Genomic DNA, 17,769 nt, shown 5'->3' with positions numbered 1-17,769 from the left:
ACAGTCAATCATCCTAACGAACCGAGTATATCAACCCGAATAGTATCTGGAATTTCATTATAAGAAAGAACCACTAAGCTGCCCTTAGTAAAGGTTTTTGCGTATCGAGCTAATAGCGGTCGAAGCTGTGGAACTACGATTAATGTGGGGGTCACCCCTCTTAATTTCATATCTTCGACTATCATCGGCATTGTGCGTTGAAATTGCCCCAATAAATTAGGATCTACCGAAAAACTATCCAGTACAACTTTGCCGGCCTGCATCGCTTGATCAAGTGAGCTTTGTAAAGTGCTTTCTAGTTTTTCATCTAAGCTGTATGCGCTAAGTTCATCACGATTACCCATTACCTGTTTCACCAATACCTTTTGCAATGCACAGCGCACATCTGACACCAGCAAAATCGGATCTTTTGTTACTTCTACGCTGTCTATTAACGTGCCAGCAATAGTGACTATGTCTTTAATACTAATGTGTTCTTTTAGCAGTAAACGAATCACTTTAAGCTGTAAATTGGTTGGTAATGCTTTTTCGAAGGTTTCGGCTAAGCTAGGTGAGATTTCTTTTAGTCGCTCATTAAGCTTTTGTACGTCTTCATAACTAAATAACTCATCTAAATGTTCTTTGATCACTTTGCCGGTATGAGTAGCAATAATGGTGCCTAAATCAACCACTGAGTAACCCATATTCAATGCTTGGGTTTTGCTGTCATCTTTTATCCAAACGGCCTCAAGCCCATAAGCAGGATCAGTAGTTAATTCTCCATCTAAGCTGCCGTATACATCACCGGTATTTAACGCCAGTAACTCTTTGGCGTTTACATTAGCACTTGCAACAGGCACACCGGCTAAGTTTACTTTGTATTCTTGTGGGTTTAATTTTAGGTTATCTTTTATTCTGATCTCCGGTAATAAAAACCCAAGTTGCTCAGAGAGATTTTTACGCACACCTCTTAAGGTTTTTACCAGCTCTTCCCCTTTATCTTTATCGGCTAAATAAACCAAACGAAAGCCAAGCTCAACCGACAACTTATCAACATGAGAAATATCTCCCCATTCTAAGTTAGCCTGTTGCTCACTTAAAATAGTGTCGGTCATTTGTTCGGCTTCAATTAAAGAGTTATCGGGGAGAGAGCGCTGTAATCGCCAAGCAACATAAAATAATGGCGCGGCAAACCCTAAAAAGGCGACAGTGGGCATCCCAGGCACAATACCAAGCGTAACCATAATCAAAGCAGCAGTAAAAATAACACGTGGAGAGGCAAGTAACTGCTTACCTACAGCTTCACTTACATCGCCTTCATCGTTCATACGCGTAACAATAATTGCAGCAGCAACCGCGAGTAATAACGAAGGAATTTGCGCAACTAAGCCATCACCTATGGTTAACAGTGCAAAACGCTGAAACGCTTCGGCTAAGCTTAAACCATGTTGAAAAGCACCTATTGAAACACCGCCCAACAGGTTGATCACTAATATAATTAAGCCAGCTATAGCATCACCGCGTACAAACTTAGATGCACCATCCATAGAGCCATAAAAATCGGCTTCTTGGGCTATAGTACTGCGTCGCTCTTTTGCTTGCTCAGGGCCAATTAATCCGGCATTTAAATCCGCGTCAATTGCCATTTGTTTACCGGGCATGGCGTCTAGAGTAAAGCGTGCAGCCACCTCAGAAATACGCTCACCGCCTTTGGTAATAACCACAAAGTTAATCACCATTAAAATAACAAACACCACAATACCAACGACGTAGTTACCGCCTATAACCACTTCACCAAACGCTTGAATAACGCGACCTGCCACATCTGAGCCTTCATGACCGTGTAGTAATACTACCCGTGTTGAGGCAATATTTAGGGTTAAACGCATCAAGGTGGCGACTAACAAAATCGTCGGAAATACAGAAAAATCGAGCGGCTTTTTAGTAGACACAGCGACTAACAATACAATCACCGACAATACAATGTTGAAGGTAAACAATGCATCTAATAGCCATCCTGGTAATGGCAAAATAACCATCGACAAAACAGCTAACAGCAAAATAGGAATAGCGGTATAAGGTTGAGTAAAACTGCGCCAGTTCAAATTATAACTCCAACATCTAAGGTTTCTGTAAGTTTTTAGGGATTGTTAATTCAGGTAAGGCTGCGGGTGCTTGCCCACGCCCTTGCTTATATGCTTTTAGTTGCAATACATAGGTCAGTACATAGGCAACGGCGCTGTATAGGCCGTTGGGCACTTCTTGGTCGACCCGGGTCGAAAAATAAATAGCCCGTGCTAATGCAGGGATTTCTATTATTTCTTTGTTATTCATACGGGCCACTTCACGTATTCTCAGCGCCATTTCATCTACGCCTTTAGCAACAACATAAGGGGCTTTAGCCGCTTCTTCACTGTATTTTATTGCCACAGCATAATGAGTTGGATTGGTGACAATCACATCGGCAGTGGGTACACGCTCTTCAATTTTTCTATTCGATTGCTGATATTGTATTTGCCGAATTTTATTTTTTATCTCAGGGCTACCGTCTGAAGATTTACGCTCTTCCTTTACTTCTTGGTGGGTCATTTTTATTTTATCGGCAATCTGTTTTTGCTGAAAAGGCACATCAATAACCGCAATAAAAAGTAGTAAAGTTACCGTGATCATTAACGATAAAAATAACAACTCAATGCCTTGGCCTATCGCCACTTTTATATCTAAGTTTTGTAACATCATCAGCTGCATCCACAGCTTAGTTAAAAAGGTATATAAGCAAATCGCCAGTAAGGTTATTTTTAGTATTGATTTAAGTAGCTCAACTAACGACTGTTTACCAAACATTTTGCCTAACCCGGTTAGTGGGTTGAGCTTGCTCATTTTTAGCGCCACGAGTTTTTTTGAAAACACAAACCCGCCAGGTAAACACCCAGTGATCCACATTGCGCAAAAGCTTAATAATAAAAACGGCGTAAGGGTTGATAGCATATTCATAATGGCGTCGCCCAACGCGATGGGCATCATTTTTTTATTATTTATAATCGTATGATCCAGCACCATAGTGCTGTTCATTAAGTTAACAAATAAGCTGTAAAATAAATTGGCAAACCACAATAGCCCAGCAATACTAACCATGAGTAAAATAGCGGTATTGAGCTCTTTTGAGCGCGCGACTTGGCCGTCTTCTTTGGCTTTTTTTAGCCGTTTCTCTGTGGGTTGTTCTGTTTTTTCTTGCGAGCTATTTTCAGACATACCGCTACCTCATCGCTTGTGCAAAGGTTGTTAGCACATGATACGTTAGCCTTGAAAACGCACTTCCTGTGTACTCTAGGGTCATAAATACGCAGAAAAACCCCATCAATAGCGACATAGGAAAACCCAATACAAAAATATTTAATGAAGGCGCCGCCCTACTTGCTACACCAAAGGTTAAGTTAACCAATAACATGGCGACTATCCCTGGTAGCGACAGCAATAAAGCAGAGGAAAACATCCACGCAAACAACATAATAATTGCCTGAATATCAAACTCATAAATACTGCGACCAATCGGAAAGCTATGAAAGCTCTCTACCATAACTTGTAGAGTTATTAAGTGACCATCTGCGGCAAAAAACAGTAATGCACACATAATCCAAAATAACTGTCCCAATAATGCCACTTGGTTACCGCTACCGGGGTCCATAACAAGCGCCATTGATAAGCCCATCTGCATGGATAAGATCAGCCCTATCATTGCCATTACTTCAAACAAAATACGCAGCGATAACCCCATCATTACCCCAAAAATAATTTGCTCGAAGGTTAAGATGGCGGCATCTAAAGAAAACAAGTCAATAGCAGGTGCAAGTGGTAACTGCGGAGCAACTAAAAAAGCCAACATCATAGACACTAAAATACGAGAGCGCGGCGTTACAGCCGGATTGTCAAATACCGGCATAGACCATAAAAGTGCAGAAAAACGTACAAATGGCCACCAAAGCGTGCCCATCCAGCTGACTAAGTCAGTAGACGTTAAAGCAAGTAATGAGCTCAACCAAATACTCCAGGTAACATAAATTTGAGCTTATCAAACCAATCAATCAAAATTTGTAGCATCCAATGCCCCGCAAACACCACCATTAATAAGGTTAATAACATGCGTGGTAAGAAGGTTAGTGTTTGCTCTTGAATAGAAGTAGCCCCTTGAATAATGGCCACCACAATACCAAGTATTAAACCCGGCACAATTAAGACTAAAATCAGTTTTATGATGGTATAAACCGCGCTTGAAATAAGCTCTACCGACATTTCTGGGGTCATGGTGACATTCCAAATGTTGCTGCCAGCGTACCTGCTATCATTGACCAGCCATCAGCAAGTACAAACACCATTAACTTAAACGGTAAGCTAATGATCAGCGGTGATAGCATCATCATACCCATAGACATCAGCACACTACTGACAACTAAATCTATAATTAAAAAAGGAATAAACAACATAAAGCCAATTTGAAAAGCGGTAGTAAGCTCACTTAATACAAACGCAGGCATTAACACTTCAAATGGAATCTCTTGCTCGGTGAGTGTAGTTGGCTCATTGGCAATTAATAACACTTGGCGTAATTCACTTTCGCGAGTTTGTCTAAGCATAAAAGCACGCAAAGGTTTTTCTGCGGTGAGTAAAGCTTCCTCTAATCCTATGGTTTGCTGCTGAAAAGGCGTATACGCGTTTTGATAAATATCTTGCCAAACCGGTCGCATAATCAACATAGTGAGCATCAGTGAGATGCCAATTAAAATTTTATTCGGTGGGCTTTGTTGTAACCCCATAGCTTGGCGCAAAATCGCCAATACAATGATGATTCTGGTAAACGACGTTAAAACCATCAGTAGCGCAGGCAATAAACTCAATACCGTCATTAATAAGAGTATTTGCAATTTAACGCTGTAGTCTTGTCCGTCGGCCGTATCTTTTAGAGAAAACAGCGTAAGTTCTTCTGCATTTAGCCAGCTTGGTAAAAACAACATGATCAACAATAGGCTAACTTTAAAAATTACGCGTTTATTCATTTGTTTACTGATCCTTTGCGGTATCTGTTTGAGCAAATTTCAAACCATACTGCCCTTCAACCATTACCACTTCTGCTTTAGCAAAAAATACCCCATTCACTTTTACGTCAAGCGCTTCACCAGCTACTTTGTCTAGCTTAAGCACATCGCCTTCTTTGGCTTGACTAAGCTCGCCTAAAGTAATTTCAGTACTTGCAACTTCAAGAGTAACGAGTAAAGGAACATCTTGAAAAAATGACATATTTCCTTCGTTAGTTTTATCAGCAGATTTATCATCAAATCCATCAAAAGCATCAAGCTCTAAGCCCGCTAAGGCGCTATCAAGGTTCTCGTTCATAATTTAGTTACTCGTTGTATTGTTTGATAATTGTGTGATTTGAAATGCTAAGCCAGTCTCTTGCTCAACAACTTGGCCTTTAAATATTTGTTTATGACCTAGGTTAAATAGCGCAGCTTCGTTAAGCTCAATTGGTAATACCCCGCCGGCTACACAGGCCTTTAATTGCTTTAAAGTGACTTTTTTCTTCGCCATTTCAATCTGACCTTGCACCGCAAACTGTGCCCACATCTCAGTATTGAGTGTTTCGTTATTTGCTGAGTCTTGCTCGCTATCGGCTGTGCAAAAAAAGCTAATTGGCAGCCATAAAAACCAACTTATTACTTGGTTTTCTAATATAAACCGCACTTTAAAAGCTAAATATTGTAATGCTTCAGGTAAGGTATGAGATTTTTGTATCTCACCTAATAATGCTGAGCGCTCTCTAAATAATAAGCCTTGAATACCTTGCACCTGGCGCTGTAATAAACGGCCACAAATACGGCTTTCTGTTGAGCTTAATTCGTTACTCGCATCAGCAGGGGTTTGCTCTGTGCTGCTCACATTATTAAATTGCCCTCCTAAGCATAAATCCGCTGTTTTATACGCACTTTGATAATCAAGCGCTAAATAGGCTTCACCTTGAGTAGGTGCAAATAAAGGGCAGGCAAGAAATATTCTTGGTGATTCTTTAAACCAACTGCTAATAACCGCATGTGAACAAGGCGAAATTTCTACATCAAAACGGCTGTCGTTAAATAATTGGGCTAGTTCTAACTCCAATGTTTTGCGAATATTCACGTTTATGTGCGCTGCTTTTTGTTGTGCTTGTTCGTATGCTCTTTGCTCTAGCGTGAGTGCAAATGGAGTAATATGCTCAGAATCTTTCGCTTTAATTAACTTTGTTTTAGCGTTTAACGTTTTACTCATACCACTGTTTTTCCTGATTCATTTATATTCAGCTTCTGTGCGTTTTTTTGCTTTTTTCAATTGGGCTTGTAGCTGTAAACGATTAACAATATCGCTGCGTAAGCGCTCATTTTTGCTTATCCACTCAACCCCTAAAAACATTAATTTTTCACTCACTGCACGGCGATACATCACCTTGCCAGCCAATCGATTGGTTTTATCAAACACCACAATAATTTTATTGGGGATCGTCTTTTCAGCAGGTACTAATAACCCCACACCGCCCACGCTAATGTCTTTTGCCACACCATGGCATAGTGAAATATCAATAAAACAACGGCGTAATAACTGCACGCCTACCCCGCCAAGCTGAACTGACTCAGGCTCGTAATTATCTTTGAGGTTTAAGTTCCACCTTTTGTAACTTCGTTTAGTGTCTGATTGGTTACTCATAATTCTCTTCAAGGCGTAGCACGGGTTTATTGGCCGTTGCCGCACCAGCCGCTTTTTTTACTGGGTTATTAATATTGCTATCATCAAATAGTTGGTTAAATTTATCTTGCGCATCTTTGGTTAAGATCAGCAGTTCAACACGTCTGTTTTCACTGGCTTTTTTATCTTCTTTATTAATTGGCCGATTTGATGAAAACGCATTTACTTGAAGCACCTGACTTGATGGCATTCCGCCCATGGTCATCACTTTTCTTGCTTGTTGCGCCCTATCGCCAGAAATATCCCAGTTCCGAGAGCTACCATCAATAAACAGGCTGGCATCGCTGTGCCCAGAAATAATAATTTTGTTATTGATGTCTTTTACTAAGCCACCAAGGTATAAAAACAGATCTTCAAAAAATGGGGTCATTTGCGACTTTGAGCGTTCAAACATTTGGTGGTGCTTGTCGTCTCTAATGATCACTCTTAGCCCTAAAGGCACTTCTTCAACTAATAAGTTATTTTTTAGTAACTCTTCTTTACTGAGTTCATCAATGCTTTCCAGTAATAAGCTCAGCTCAGATGAGGCTTCAAATTGGCTATCAATCGCTGAATTTAACTTCTCGCCTTGTCCTGCTTTAGGCTCAACGGTGCCATCGGGCACTTGTAAAACTTCGCTCATTCCAGGTCTTGGAGAGTCCGGCGGCGTAATTCCCGACTCTAAGTGCTTAATTACAGAAGGAGATCCTCCTAAATCAACGGGGAACGGGCTATTTTGAGGGTCAAAAATAGCAGGGCCACCATCAAAAATTGAGTGAGTTCGCATGTAGTGTGCAATTTCTTCACGCTCAGATTCATTGGTGATCGCCATAATCCACATCACCATAAAAAACGCCATCATCGCCAAAGTAAAATCCGCAAAAGCAACCTTCCAAGCACCACCATGAGGCTTTTCGGTTGCTCTTCGACGTGAGCGTTTGATGACGATTTCTTGATTTTTGTTTTCCATTATTAAGCCGCCTTGTTAGTGATCCACTCTTCCATGGTGGTAAAGGTCGGTTTAATTTCTTCATTAATTAATTTTCGGCCTGAATCAGTCGCTACAATTGGCACGTGGCCCTTGGCATGAGCGACTAACATGGCACGCACACACTCAAACATCGCCACTTGTTTTTTTACATACTGCTCCATCGCAGAAGCAAGCGGTGCAATTAAACAATAACAGGCAAAAATACCAATAAAGGTGCCTACTAGCGCGGCTGCTACATGATAGCCAATTTCACTTAAAGGCCCATCAAGGTGTTGCATGGTAATAATAATGCCGCCAACCGCTGCTAAAATACCAAAACCAGGCATAGCTTCAGCTATATTAGCCAGTGAGTGAGATGGCTTAAGACGCTGCTCTTCAATGGTGTAAATTTCTTGCTCTAACATGGCATCAAAATCATGCGAGTTTATTTTCCCCATGCTAAACAAACGTAAGTTATCGCAAATAAACGTGACTAACTGAGGGAACTCATACACTTTAGGGTAGGCAAGAAAAATAGAACTGGTTTCTGGGTTTTCAACATGCTCATCCAACCCCTTAATGCCTTTCACTCTGGCTAAATCTAATAAAGAGTAAATAACCAGTAGCAAGTCATGATAAAGTTCAGAGGTGTCGGTTCCTTTACCACTAATAAATTGATACTTTAATTGCGATAGCATTTCTGTCAGTACATATTTTGAATTACCCACAATTAGCGCCCCTAAGCCAGCGCCAAAAATAATTAAAAACTCGTATGGCTGCCACATAGTGGCGATGTTGCCGCCCGCAAACGCAAAACCACCTAATACTGTTGCAAGTACTACTATTAACCCTATAACTCTTTGCATTCTTTATTCCTTAGGTATTAGATTTTTTGAAGCGTTTGTGTAAGCGCTTCAAGTGCTTGTTTATGAAGTTGGCAAACACGTGCCTCGGTTAAATCGAGCGTTAACGCTATTTCTTTCATATTCATTTCGTGCATGTAATATAATTGTAAGAGCAGCTTTTCTCGGGTATTGAGTTTGCTCATGGCCACTTTTAGCGTGGCCGCTGTCTCTTCTTTTTCGTGTGTATGTGCACAGGTAAGCGCTAAATTAGGGTTAGCTTCCAGAAGCGCTTCGAGGCTATCAAAGGCCTCAGCTTGTTCACTGTAATGCAGTTGAATAAGCTCTTTATGGCTTATGCCTAATGCTTCACACATTTCGGTGTCTGTAGCATCACGACCAAGCTTTTTTTGCAGTGAACGGCTCATATCGCGTAACTGATGAGACTGCTGCCTTAGTTGACGCGGTCGCCAATCAACACGTCGAAATTCATCTAGCATGGCTCCACGAATACGCTTAAACGCAAATGCAGCAAACTTCTCATCTAAGTCCCGACCATAGCGACGAATAGACGAAAGCAGCGCAATGATGCCTATTTGATAAATATCGTCGTTATCAACAATAACGCCCACTTGAGTGCGCATATGCGCAGCCGCTCGATTCACCAAATGAGCGTACTGCGATAATAGTAGCGTCTCTTTTTGTGGCGTTAAGGTCACTGGTGGTTCTGTTATTAACTCGCCCCACTCTTCTTGCAGCATCATAGCGATGGCCTATTGAATGAAGACGTTCGTAACAAGCACGTTATCCAATCGAACCGATACCGTATTAGCTAACACTAAATTAAACTGCTCTAATAAGTTTTTTTGTACCGCATCTATATCTTTAAAAGCGGCTTTTGCTTGGCTATGACTCATATTTGCAAACTGTTTTACCAGTACATTTCTTACAAGCGGCTCCATCGCCTCTGTGCCTGTGTTGTATACAGAGGGTGAAGTAACAAGCACCAAGTCGAGCACTAAATAACGGGCAATTGAGTCCTCTGATACGCTTATAATAAAGCGCTCCATTTCGTGGTATTCAACTTTTGTTATATCTGCTTGCGGAGCTGCTTGTGATGAGTCACTGTTGTTAAAAAACTGTCCCGCAAAAAATGCAGCCGCAATAAGTGCAATTCCAGTTAGGGCTATTATTATTTTTTTCACTTTTATCTCTCTTAATCCAAGGTAGTTATACTAATAAATCCAACCAATCTAATGGCGACTTAGGTGTGCGAGTGCTGTTGTCATCATTTATTAAAGGTGTCTCGGTGTGATTATTTGCAATGTCGTTATTGCCGCTTTGCTGTTGAGATTGCTGCTGTTTATCACTCAAATTAACATCCACTGTGGTGTTTGAATTTTGCGACAAAGACTGGCGTAACTGCTCTAAGGTTTGCGCTATAGCATCTCTCACCTGCGCATTACTCGTAGTTAAACTGACTGAGGTTTTATCACCTTCAATATTGATAGATATTTCAATACTGCCTAGGTTTGGAGGATCTAATCTAATTTGCGCGCGCTGAAGTTGCTGGCCTATTTGCAGCTTTACCTTGTCGCCAAGTACATGCAATAAGCGCTGCCCCCATTCACTGGGAGCCTCTTTTAATTTCTCTTTTTGCCACTCAAATGTTTCTGGCGCGGTGGCGGCAGATGAAAAAGCATTCACTAATGCTGATTTTTGACTGCTGCCTTCACGGTTTTCAATGTTGAGCATTTTAGACTGTGCGTTTTGTGGCAACGCAGCAAGCTCAAGTTTGCTCAGCGACACACTCGGTTGTGTGGCTATTTGCTCATTGGTTAAACTACTTGATTGCGCCTGTCCATAAGTGTTCGATATTACTGAAGGTTGATTTAATCGATTCAAAAGCGCTTGTGAATATAGTGCTTGTGGTGTTTTGGCTAAATCGAGCGAGTTTAATTCTTTATCAACTACCGCATTCGCAGGCGTTACATTTATGGCCGCATTAGGCGCAGCTGTGGTGGCTATATTCGCTGTCATGTTTTGAACAGGCGCAGTTTTAGCAGGCTCTTTAGTTACATTACCTTCTTCGAACTGGGTCTCTAAAGGCTTACTCTTTATCTGCTCATCAATAACAAACTGTGCTTGTGGTGTTTCCACTGCTGCAGTGTCGCTATCAACAACAAGGTTACTATTTGGATTAAGTAACGTTGTAACAGGCGCGGTTACTTTGTTGTTATCAAGGTTATAATTTGCGGTGCTAAAAAAATACGGATTGATTATTTCTTGTGTTTCTGCCGTGATCTCTAGTTGCTCTGAACTTTCTTGAGGTTGTTCAACATGCACATCTTGCTGTTTTGCTTGCTTTTGCTTTGCAGGAAGTGAAAATGGCTCAAGCTCGCTCTGTTGTCCTTGCGCATCTACAGGGTTACTGCTTTTTAATATGGTTGGTTTATTAGTGGCACTGACAAAGTCAGCCTTTGTCGCCATAGTATTTGCTTGGATACTCACAGTGACTGTCCTTGTTGTACTTTTTTATAGGCAATTAAACCTTCTTTATCTTCCTGATGGCGCTGCATTTGCACTTTAATGGCCGCTTGCTTTTGACCCACTAACTCAATTAAGTCTGCGTAGCGTGCTTTTAAATTTTCTTGTTCAGCTTTCATTGAACTAAAGCAAGGCATACTTTGCAGCTCATTATAAAATGCAAGTAACTGCTTATCGGCTGATTTAACCTCATACCAATTACTCTCATGAATAGCATCTTCCATGGTGCTAAGTAATTGTTCCATTTTTTGCGCTGCGTATTTTTGAGAGTGTTCCATTAGCAATACTAAATTCATTATAAGTTCACATTTCATTTAGCAAAAAACAAGCCAACTTTAAATCATTGATTTATAATAACAAATAAAATAAAATCCCAAAAAGCGGAAGCGGAACTTCCACATCGGAAGGAAGTGATGTCTTATTAATAATAAATAGAATGATTATTTAGGCAGTAGGAGGGAGATATAAAATAGCGGTGTTAAAAATGAAAAAACCAGCTATTGGTAGCTGGTTTAGATTTGTTTATTATGTACCTAACCCTTGCCACCCTTCTTGCAGGTTGTTCATCACCACACGGGTGGAATCAATATAGCTCAAGTCGTTTTTTATACTCGCTTGCAATAATGCTTGCCCACAATGCTGATAAAGGTTTTGCATGTTTTGCGCTACTTCACCGCCTTTTTCAAGGTCTAATGAGGCCTCAAGCCCGCCTAAAATGCGCATTAGCTTTTCAATACTTTCGGCTTTTTTATCATGTCTTTTTTGTTTTATATGGCCAGTTACTCTTTCAAGCTCATCCGAAAAACCATCAAACAACATCAATACTAATTTATGAATATCGGCACTGGCTGCTTTAGCATCTACCGATGTACTTTTATAGGCTGAAAAGCCATCATTTAAATCTAACATCTATGTTTAGCCTCCAAATTGACCCATTGTAGATTCTAATTGTGCAATAGTCTGTTGCATTTGTGTAAACTGCGACAAGTAACGTTGGTACACTTGCTCCATCGACACTTCATGGTCTTTCTGTTGTCTATTGACTATATTTAAACTCGCCTGCAATGATTGCTTTTTATCCGTCATCAAACCATAGCTTTTAGTGAAAGGCTCTACGCGGGTTTCCAGCTTAGATAACAACCCGTTTTCACCTGTGAACATGCTGGTTAACTGTTCAGGATTAGTCGCCATGGCCTCTTCAAGTTTTTTATTATCTATTTTTAAGTTACCGCTACGATCAAACTCAATACCCACAGAAAACAAGGTTTTACCTTCAAACGTACCCTGAAAATCGTTGCGTAAAGAGCGAGCAAGGCCGGCAGCCATATTGTCTCGTTTTAAGTACTGATTACTGGTAATGCCATTGGTGAGCGAATTAAATTTATCCACAAAACTTTGAATGTTTTCTTTAGAGCTGTCTTGATCTTGGTTAATTGATATATGAATTGGCTGATCGCCCGGCGACTGCGCCTGCGTTAAATCAATCGTTACCCCATCAATAACCGTATCGAGTTTATTACTGCTTGAGGTGATTGTAAGTGCTGAGTTAGCCCCTAGCTTCACAATCGCATCTTGCGCTAAGGTTAAATCTTGTTTGTTAGTTATGGCACTGGTGATATCGCTGCCATTGGCATCAGCACCTGGTGAAAAGCTCACCCCCACCTGATTAGCAGCACCGGACTCTGCGCTGGTTAAGGTTAAAAAGGTTTCTGTACCAGAGCGCACAACAGAAGCTTTAACACCGCTATTATCAACATGTGAGTTGATGGCATTAGCAACATCAGTTAATGATGCATTGGCGCCAAGGCTTGCAAAGTCAACACTAAACGCACTGCCTGCCAAATCAATACTTAACTCACCATCAGTGGTTAAAGCTTTAGCCGGATCAAAACTCAATGCCACTTGGTGTGCTTGTGCTAGTTGCTCGACAAATACATCATACTCACCACTGGCAGCCGTGCCATTTGCTGTTACAGCTAATGCGGATGGATTACTCACCGTAGCCGTGTTAGCAAATAAGCTACTTGTGTCTTTTAGGTTGGTTTGTAGGTCATCAAAAAAACTTGATAAATTAGCTTTTAGACTATCAAATGCCTTAATTTGATTGCTAAAAAGGCTACTTTTAGTACTTAATTGCTGATCTTTAGCGCCACGCTCAATTTGTGTATATTGTGAGGCTAATTGCCCAGGATTGATTCCTATTGCAGAGCTCATTTTAATCTCCAAGCATTTTAGTTATAAGCAAAAAAATCTAAGGTAAATATTTTTACTTATGACTATAAACAATAATAGCTACACCCTTGGGTGTAGCTATGCATACTTAATTGATTAATCACTATTAACGAAGTAGTGAACCAATCATTTGTGTTGTGCTGTTAGCTGTGCTTAGTACAGAAATACCTGAGTTCATTAGCAACTGTTGCTTAGTCATGTTTGACGTTTCAGCAGCAAAATCAGCGTCCATTAATGTACCTACAGCTGCTTGAGTGTTTTGCTTCATGTTGGTTACGTTGGTCATAGTATGGTCAAGACGGTTCATAGACGCACCTAGTGATGAACGTGCCGCACCAATGTTGTCAATAATTGTATTAACTTTAGTGATTTCAGCTTGCGCAGTTGCAACATCAGTGAATGCAGCAGCAGTACCTTGTGCTGTTGTTACAGCAGTTAACTGAGTAGAAATATCAACATTTAGTGTTTCAGCTGCACTTGCACCTACTTGGAAGTTAACCGCACCTGCGCCAAATTTACCAGTAGCACTTAAAAGATTGGTTCCGTCACCAAATGAGGTGTTAGTCATGATATTTGCAAGTTCAGCAGACAGCGCCATGTATTCCGTGCTTTGTGCAGTCCATTCTTTTGCACCGTTTGTATCACTTGAACCTTGAGTAGCAAGTTCTTTCATGCGGTAAGCAATGTTAGTCATTTCATCAAACGCACCTTCAGCAGTTTGCATCATAGACATAGCGTTGTTACCGTTGTATAAACCAGCGTCTTGACCACGTACTTGTGCGTTTAAGCGTGAAGCGATTTGTAGACCAGCTGCATCATCTTTTGCAGAGTTAATTTTAAAACCAGACCCTAAACGCTCAAGCGCTGTAGATAAATCGTTGTTACTACGACCAAGTTGGTTTTGAATTGACATTGAAGCCATGTTTGATTGAATTGATAAAGCCATGTTTATTTCCTCTTTGAATTAATAGCTAAAGTAATTAGTGAACCTAAATCACCTTCTAATAACTAAGAGCGACCATATTTTTAATTACCTAAACTTTTTTCTAATTATTTTTTATTTTTTTAAGCAATGTTTTCAAAAAAAGTAAATTAAGCGTTTTGACTGGCTAAAAGCAGATAAGGGGAATAGTAGAAATAAAAAACGATGCAGCAATACTAGATTGCTGCATTACAAAATTTAAGTAAGTGAGTATTGCACCATATTACGGGTAATGTTTGCTTGCGACATAATTGCAGCCACACTATTAACACCTGGGTTTTGCATATGCTGTTTAACCCCTAAACTTAAAGCAAGCAGTTCATCGGTGTTGCCTAATGAACTAGCAGAGTCAAGCTGCTCTAGTTGGCTTTGTAATTGTTGTTTTTGTGCCTGAATTTTTATTAAATTTGCTTTTAAATGGCGCTGTGTAGCTTGAATTTGCTCACGATACTGAGCAATAGTGGCATTTTTATCAGCTATTTTAGCAAGTTCTTTTAATGGGTTATCTAAGTCATTAAGCTGCAACGAAATCGGGTTACCCGCCGCAACGCGCACACCTTGACCACTCATCACCCAAGGTTCTAATAGTGGGCCCGCGTTGTCTTTTTGCGCACTAAAAAGCAGGCGGTTTTCACGATTGATCTCAACATTAATATGGTGAGGGGCAAATGCATTTTGAATGGCAGTTAAATTGGTCTTTTCGTCTTGATAAGCTGGTAGCTTTAAGCTTAATGATTTACCCGATCGCCCCATTACTAACTGGATGTTTTCTTCATGTGGACGCGCGCTAAGTAGGTCTATATTTACATTTAACTGTTTGCTTATAGCACGATTTGGATCGGTTATTTTTAGCTGGGTATCAAGTCCTGAGCCTTTTTTATTTGCTGTGTTTTGTAATGACGCTATTTGCACTTTAATTTGCTGTTGTTGCATCGGTTGTGGCTGAGTGTTAGCAGCTTGGGTATTTAATTGTTGTGCTAATTTTTCAAGTCCCATATACAAATTACGAATAGTGCTTTCGCTTTGCTCGGCTTTTGCCAACGCCTGACTAAGCGCTCCGCGCTGCGCCCAGCCAGTCAGTACTTTAACTTGGTCCTCTCTGGCAACAATTTTATTTTTCCACAAATTATTAGCAGAGTCTTTTGATGAGGTAACGAGTGCATCCGATTTATTGGTATTAACCAAGTCAATTGCTTGCGCTTTTTCGCTACTTTTAACCAGCATAGTTAGTTCCTGAAAGTATTAAAATTTTAAATGTATGAAAACAATGAAAGTTTACTTACCGTTGAGTAAACCTGCATCGATGACTCATACGCCGCCATAGACTCATTCATCGAAATAAACGCTTCAGGATAATCTACAGCACTTAAATCGTCCTGCAAATTAACCGTAAATGTGGTGATATCTAGATTACTCGTTGTAATAGAATCAAGCGACGACATAGTAGAGCCTATAGTGGTCACTTGGCTACTAATAGTACCTAAAAAATCAGCCAATTTATCTATCATCACCCGTGATTGATTGCCAACACCACCCGCAGGCGGATTATTTACATCAAAAAGGTAGTCTTGCATGGCATTTAAGAAACTTGCACCTGGGTCTAAATCATTACCTACAATATTGTTTTTTACACTTGAGTCGTCAGATACAGCGACTTCTCTGACAATATCGTCACCGGCATAAACATAATTACCCGTGGCATCAATTTGAAAGGGTTTTTCATCGGTTTTACTGCCTGAAAAAAAATATTGCCCATCGCTGTCGGTAGCATTTAGTAAATCAACAATCGCCGGGAAAGCCACACTCATTTCTTGGCCGAGTGCTTTTATTTCAGCCTCACCCATTGAGCCATCGGCGGCGGTGGTAATTAAACTTTGCAGTGAATATATTTGGTTAACAATACCGGTTAGCTGTACTTCTTGTTGACCTAATGAAAAGTTAACCGCATCCATATTGGTTTTGTATTGCTCTAGTGATTTAATTTCTGAACCTAAGTTCATGATCATCACGGTGCCAAGCGGATCATCTGAGGGCTTAAGAATTCGCTTATTGGTTGCCAGCTGAATTGACTTTTCGTTAAAGTTTTCAGTATTACTTTGAATGTTTTTAATTGAATTTAAATGAAACTGGTGACTACTAACTCGCATAACATTGCCCTTTAAAACATTTGCAGTAAAGATTTAAACATTTGATCTGCCGTGCTAATTACTTTTGCATTGGCACTATACATTTGTTGAAAATGCATTAAATTTGCCGCTTCTTCATCAAGGTTTACACCGCTGTAGCTATCGCGTGCAGCAATGGCGTTTTCACTTAAATTAGTGGCGGTGGTAATGCTACTTAAATTTTGCTTACTGGTAATAGCAAGATCTCCTACTAATAACGTAAACTTATCGCCTTTTCCTGCCATTGAAGCAACAATATTAGCAATATTAGAGTTATCCCCAGGCCCTGAGGTACTACTGTCTTTAAAACCAAGTTTATCAGTGGTGATAGCAGGATTAAGATCAATCGTCCCTAATGGGTTTAGTGGGTTGTAAGTAAACAGTGCTTCACCGGGGTCGTTATTTAAATCAAAGCCACTTTGTAATGCACCATTCATATCATCAGCAAGGTCAGCAACTAAGTCGTTTAAGGTTGCAAGGGTTGGTTTAATTACATCATTATCAACGCTAATTAAGCCACCAAATTGACCACCAACGTTTTTATCAAGGGTGAATTCTTGACCAATAAAGTTACTCGTTACTGTTGTACCATTTACCGAGATTGATGCGGCTTTACTGCCTACCACCAGCGGGGCACCACTTAAGGTACTAATATCAATAAAGCCATTATCTCGCTCAACAATAGATACGCCAATATGCCCTGATAACTGGTTTACTAGGCGTTCTCGATTATCTTTTAACTCTGCGGTTGACTGCTTGTTTGCTGTTGCTAACCCAATACTGCTGTTAATTTCGGCTATTTGCTTAGTAATAGAAGACACATTAAGCGCCACATTACTCATTTGTGCATTTAACTTTGTTGCTTGTCCTGCCAAAGCGCCATTAATTTGCGCAATATCTTGCATAAAGCCCTCTGCAGAGGATAAAAACTGTTGCCTGAAAGCCTGTGAATCAGGCTTGGTTGCTGCAGCATTGAGTGCATCTGTTAAGCTGGCAAGGGAGTTATTTAAGTTCAGTGAATCAGTACCAATGATTTGCTCAATAAAACCTAGGTATGACTGTTTGTTTTCATAAAAATTGGTATCGGAATTAGTACGCCAAATATCATCATTTAAAAAAGCGTCAACAACCCGGTCAACAGATGCCACCTCAACCCCACCTAAATATACATTAGAGGTTTTAAATTGAGCTTGCTGACGCGAATAACCCTCAACGGCTGCATTCGCCACATTTTGTCCTGACACAGTCAGCGCAATATTAGCTGCATTGAGGCCGCTTAACGCGTTATTTAACATAGACATAATT

The 17,769-nt window shown here is 40.4% G+C and carries 20 protein-coding genes; all 20 read right to left on the bottom strand.

Annotation, left to right across the window (positions count from 1 at the left end):
- Window positions 1–8: 8 nt before the first annotated feature.
- The 20 genes from flhA to flgK all read right to left on the bottom strand — a co-directional run bounded on the left by flhA (window position 9) and on the right by flgK (window position 17,765).
- On the bottom strand, window positions 9–2,084 hold the full coding sequence (gene flhA / locus B1F84_RS04405; protein WP_131690685.1) for a flagellar biosynthesis protein FlhA: 2,076 nt from the start codon (window positions 2,082–2,084) through the stop codon (window positions 9–11).
- A gap of 16 nt (window positions 2,085–2,100) precedes the next feature.
- The gene (flhB, locus tag B1F84_RS04400) at window positions 2,101–3,231 is read right to left on the bottom strand and encodes a flagellar biosynthesis protein FlhB (RefSeq protein WP_054202069.1); all 1,131 of its coding nucleotides are present in this window, start codon (window positions 3,229–3,231) and stop codon (window positions 2,101–2,103) included.
- A 4-nt stretch (window positions 3,232–3,235) separates the two neighbouring features.
- A complete protein-coding gene (fliR, locus tag B1F84_RS04395; RefSeq protein ID WP_054202068.1) occupies window positions 3,236–4,015 on the bottom strand; it encodes a flagellar biosynthetic protein FliR in 780 nt (259 codons plus the stop codon).
- On the bottom strand, window positions 4,012–4,281 hold the full coding sequence (locus B1F84_RS04390; protein WP_010391187.1) for a flagellar biosynthetic protein FliQ: 270 nt from the start codon (window positions 4,279–4,281) through the stop codon (window positions 4,012–4,014). Before B1F84_RS04390 ends, fliR begins: the two co-directional genes overlap by 4 nt.
- Entirely contained in the window at window positions 4,278–5,030 is a 753-nt protein-coding gene (gene fliP / locus B1F84_RS04385) for a flagellar type III secretion system pore protein FliP (protein WP_131690684.1), read from the bottom strand. The genes B1F84_RS04390 and fliP overlap by 4 nt, the downstream gene beginning before the upstream one ends.
- 4 nt (window positions 5,031–5,034) lie before the next feature.
- The gene (locus B1F84_RS04380; protein WP_055011667.1) at window positions 5,035–5,367 is read right to left on the bottom strand and encodes a FliM/FliN family flagellar motor switch protein; all 333 of its coding nucleotides are present in this window, start codon (window positions 5,365–5,367) and stop codon (window positions 5,035–5,037) included.
- 3 nt (window positions 5,368–5,370) lie between these two features.
- Window positions 5,371–6,276: a FliM/FliN family flagellar motor switch protein gene (locus B1F84_RS04375; RefSeq protein ID WP_131690683.1), complete on the bottom strand. Its 906-nt coding sequence runs from the start codon at window positions 6,274–6,276 to the stop codon at window positions 5,371–5,373.
- 18 nt (window positions 6,277–6,294) lie between these two features.
- A complete protein-coding gene (locus B1F84_RS04370) occupies window positions 6,295–6,708 on the bottom strand; it encodes a PilZ domain-containing protein (RefSeq protein ID WP_131690682.1) in 414 nt (137 codons plus the stop codon).
- Window positions 6,701–7,696 carry a flagellar motor protein MotB gene (locus B1F84_RS04365; RefSeq protein ID WP_240702011.1) on the bottom strand — a complete coding sequence of 332 codons (996 nt, stop codon included), beginning with the start codon at window positions 7,694–7,696 and terminating at the stop codon, window positions 6,701–6,703. Before B1F84_RS04365 ends, B1F84_RS04370 begins: the two co-directional genes overlap by 8 nt.
- A gap of 2 nt (window positions 7,697–7,698) precedes the next feature.
- Window positions 7,699–8,562 (bottom strand): flagellar motor stator protein MotA, encoded by an 864-nt coding sequence (motA, locus tag B1F84_RS04360; protein ID WP_010391179.1) that lies wholly within the window; start codon window positions 8,560–8,562, stop codon window positions 7,699–7,701.
- Between the two features lie 17 nt (window positions 8,563–8,579).
- A complete protein-coding gene (locus B1F84_RS04355; protein ID WP_131690680.1) occupies window positions 8,580–9,302 on the bottom strand; it encodes a FliA/WhiG family RNA polymerase sigma factor in 723 nt (240 codons plus the stop codon).
- Between the two features lie 9 nt (window positions 9,303–9,311).
- The gene (locus B1F84_RS04350; RefSeq protein ID WP_131690679.1) at window positions 9,312–9,743 is read right to left on the bottom strand and encodes a flagellar basal body-associated FliL family protein; all 432 of its coding nucleotides are present in this window, start codon (window positions 9,741–9,743) and stop codon (window positions 9,312–9,314) included.
- A gap of 25 nt (window positions 9,744–9,768) precedes the next feature.
- The gene (locus tag B1F84_RS04345) at window positions 9,769–11,049 is read right to left on the bottom strand and encodes a flagellar hook-length control protein FliK (RefSeq protein ID WP_131690678.1); all 1,281 of its coding nucleotides are present in this window, start codon (window positions 11,047–11,049) and stop codon (window positions 9,769–9,771) included.
- Window positions 11,046–11,381 carry a hypothetical protein gene (locus B1F84_RS04340; RefSeq protein ID WP_131690677.1) on the bottom strand — a complete coding sequence of 112 codons (336 nt, stop codon included), beginning with the start codon at window positions 11,379–11,381 and terminating at the stop codon, window positions 11,046–11,048. Before B1F84_RS04340 ends, B1F84_RS04345 begins: the two co-directional genes overlap by 4 nt.
- Before the next feature lie 229 nt (window positions 11,382–11,610).
- On the bottom strand, window positions 11,611–11,994 hold the full coding sequence (fliS, locus tag B1F84_RS04335; RefSeq protein ID WP_131690676.1) for a flagellar export chaperone FliS: 384 nt from the start codon (window positions 11,992–11,994) through the stop codon (window positions 11,611–11,613).
- Between the two features lie 6 nt (window positions 11,995–12,000).
- Window positions 12,001–13,299, bottom strand: coding sequence for a flagellar filament capping protein FliD (fliD, locus tag B1F84_RS04330; RefSeq protein WP_131690675.1), 1,299 nt, complete (start codon window positions 13,297–13,299; stop codon window positions 12,001–12,003).
- Window positions 13,300–13,423: 124 nt separating this feature from the next.
- Window positions 13,424–14,263: a flagellin gene (locus tag B1F84_RS04325; RefSeq protein ID WP_131690674.1), complete on the bottom strand. Its 840-nt coding sequence runs from the start codon at window positions 14,261–14,263 to the stop codon at window positions 13,424–13,426.
- Between the two features lie 234 nt (window positions 14,264–14,497).
- Complete coding sequence (locus B1F84_RS04320; RefSeq protein ID WP_131690673.1) at window positions 14,498–15,523, bottom strand: flagellin; 1,026 nt, start codon at window positions 15,521–15,523, stop codon at window positions 14,498–14,500.
- A 26-nt stretch (window positions 15,524–15,549) separates the two neighbouring features.
- Window positions 15,550–16,446: a flagellar hook-associated protein FlgL gene (flgL, locus tag B1F84_RS04315; protein ID WP_131690672.1), complete on the bottom strand. Its 897-nt coding sequence runs from the start codon at window positions 16,444–16,446 to the stop codon at window positions 15,550–15,552.
- An 11-nt stretch (window positions 16,447–16,457) separates the two neighbouring features.
- Window positions 16,458–17,765, bottom strand: a complete 1,308-nt coding sequence (flgK, locus tag B1F84_RS04310; RefSeq protein WP_131690671.1) for a flagellar hook-associated protein FlgK — start codon at window positions 17,763–17,765, stop codon at window positions 16,458–16,460.
- Window positions 17,766–17,769: the final 4 nt, after the last annotated feature.

It is taken from the genome of Pseudoalteromonas sp. DL-6 (genome assembly GCF_004328665.1).
Lineage (GTDB): Bacteria > Pseudomonadota > Gammaproteobacteria > Enterobacterales > Alteromonadaceae > Pseudoalteromonas.
Note: the sequence above shows the minus strand (reverse complement) of the source record. Positions and strands in the feature narration are given on the sequence as shown.

Excerpts from the sequence above, each read along its gene's own strand:
- flhB (WP_054202069.1), bottom strand. The coding sequence starts at position 3,231 with ATGTCTGAAAATAGCTCGCAAGAAAAAACAGAACAACCCACAGAGAAA.
- B1F84_RS04390 (WP_010391187.1), bottom strand. The coding sequence starts at position 4,281 with ATGACCCCAGAAATGTCGGTAGAGCTTATTTCAAGCGCGGTTTATACC.
- fliP (WP_131690684.1), bottom strand. The coding sequence starts at position 5,030 with ATGAATAAACGCGTAATTTTTAAAGTTAGCCTATTGTTGATCATGTTG.
- B1F84_RS04380 (WP_055011667.1), bottom strand. The coding sequence starts at position 5,367 with ATGAACGAGAACCTTGATAGCGCCTTAGCGGGCTTAGAGCTTGATGCT.
- B1F84_RS04375 (WP_131690683.1), bottom strand. The coding sequence starts at position 6,276 with ATGAGTAAAACGTTAAACGCTAAAACAAAGTTAATTAAAGCGAAAGAT.
- B1F84_RS04370 (WP_131690682.1), bottom strand. The coding sequence starts at position 6,708 with ATGAGTAACCAATCAGACACTAAACGAAGTTACAAAAGGTGGAACTTA.
- B1F84_RS04365 (WP_240702011.1), bottom strand. The coding sequence starts at position 7,696 with ATGGAAAACAAAAATCAAGAAATCGTCATCAAACGCTCACGTCGAAGA.
- motA (WP_010391179.1), bottom strand. The coding sequence starts at position 8,562 with ATGCAAAGAGTTATAGGGTTAATAGTAGTACTTGCAACAGTATTAGGT.
- B1F84_RS04355 (WP_131690680.1), bottom strand. The coding sequence starts at position 9,302 with ATGATGCTGCAAGAAGAGTGGGGCGAGTTAATAACAGAACCACCAGTG.
- B1F84_RS04340 (WP_131690677.1), bottom strand. The coding sequence starts at position 11,381 with ATGAATTTAGTATTGCTAATGGAACACTCTCAAAAATACGCAGCGCAA.
- fliS (WP_131690676.1), bottom strand. The coding sequence starts at position 11,994 with ATGTTAGATTTAAATGATGGCTTTTCAGCCTATAAAAGTACATCGGTA.
- fliD (WP_131690675.1), bottom strand. The coding sequence starts at position 13,299 with ATGAGCTCTGCAATAGGAATCAATCCTGGGCAATTAGCCTCACAATAT.
- B1F84_RS04325 (WP_131690674.1), bottom strand. The coding sequence starts at position 14,263 with ATGGCTTTATCAATTCAATCAAACATGGCTTCAATGTCAATTCAAAAC.
- B1F84_RS04320 (WP_131690673.1), bottom strand. The coding sequence starts at position 15,523 with ATGCTGGTTAAAAGTAGCGAAAAAGCGCAAGCAATTGACTTGGTTAAT.
- flgL (WP_131690672.1), bottom strand. The coding sequence starts at position 16,446 with ATGCGAGTTAGTAGTCACCAGTTTCATTTAAATTCAATTAAAAACATT.
- flgK (WP_131690671.1), bottom strand. The coding sequence starts at position 17,765 with ATGTCTATGTTAAATAACGCGTTAAGCGGCCTCAATGCAGCTAATATT.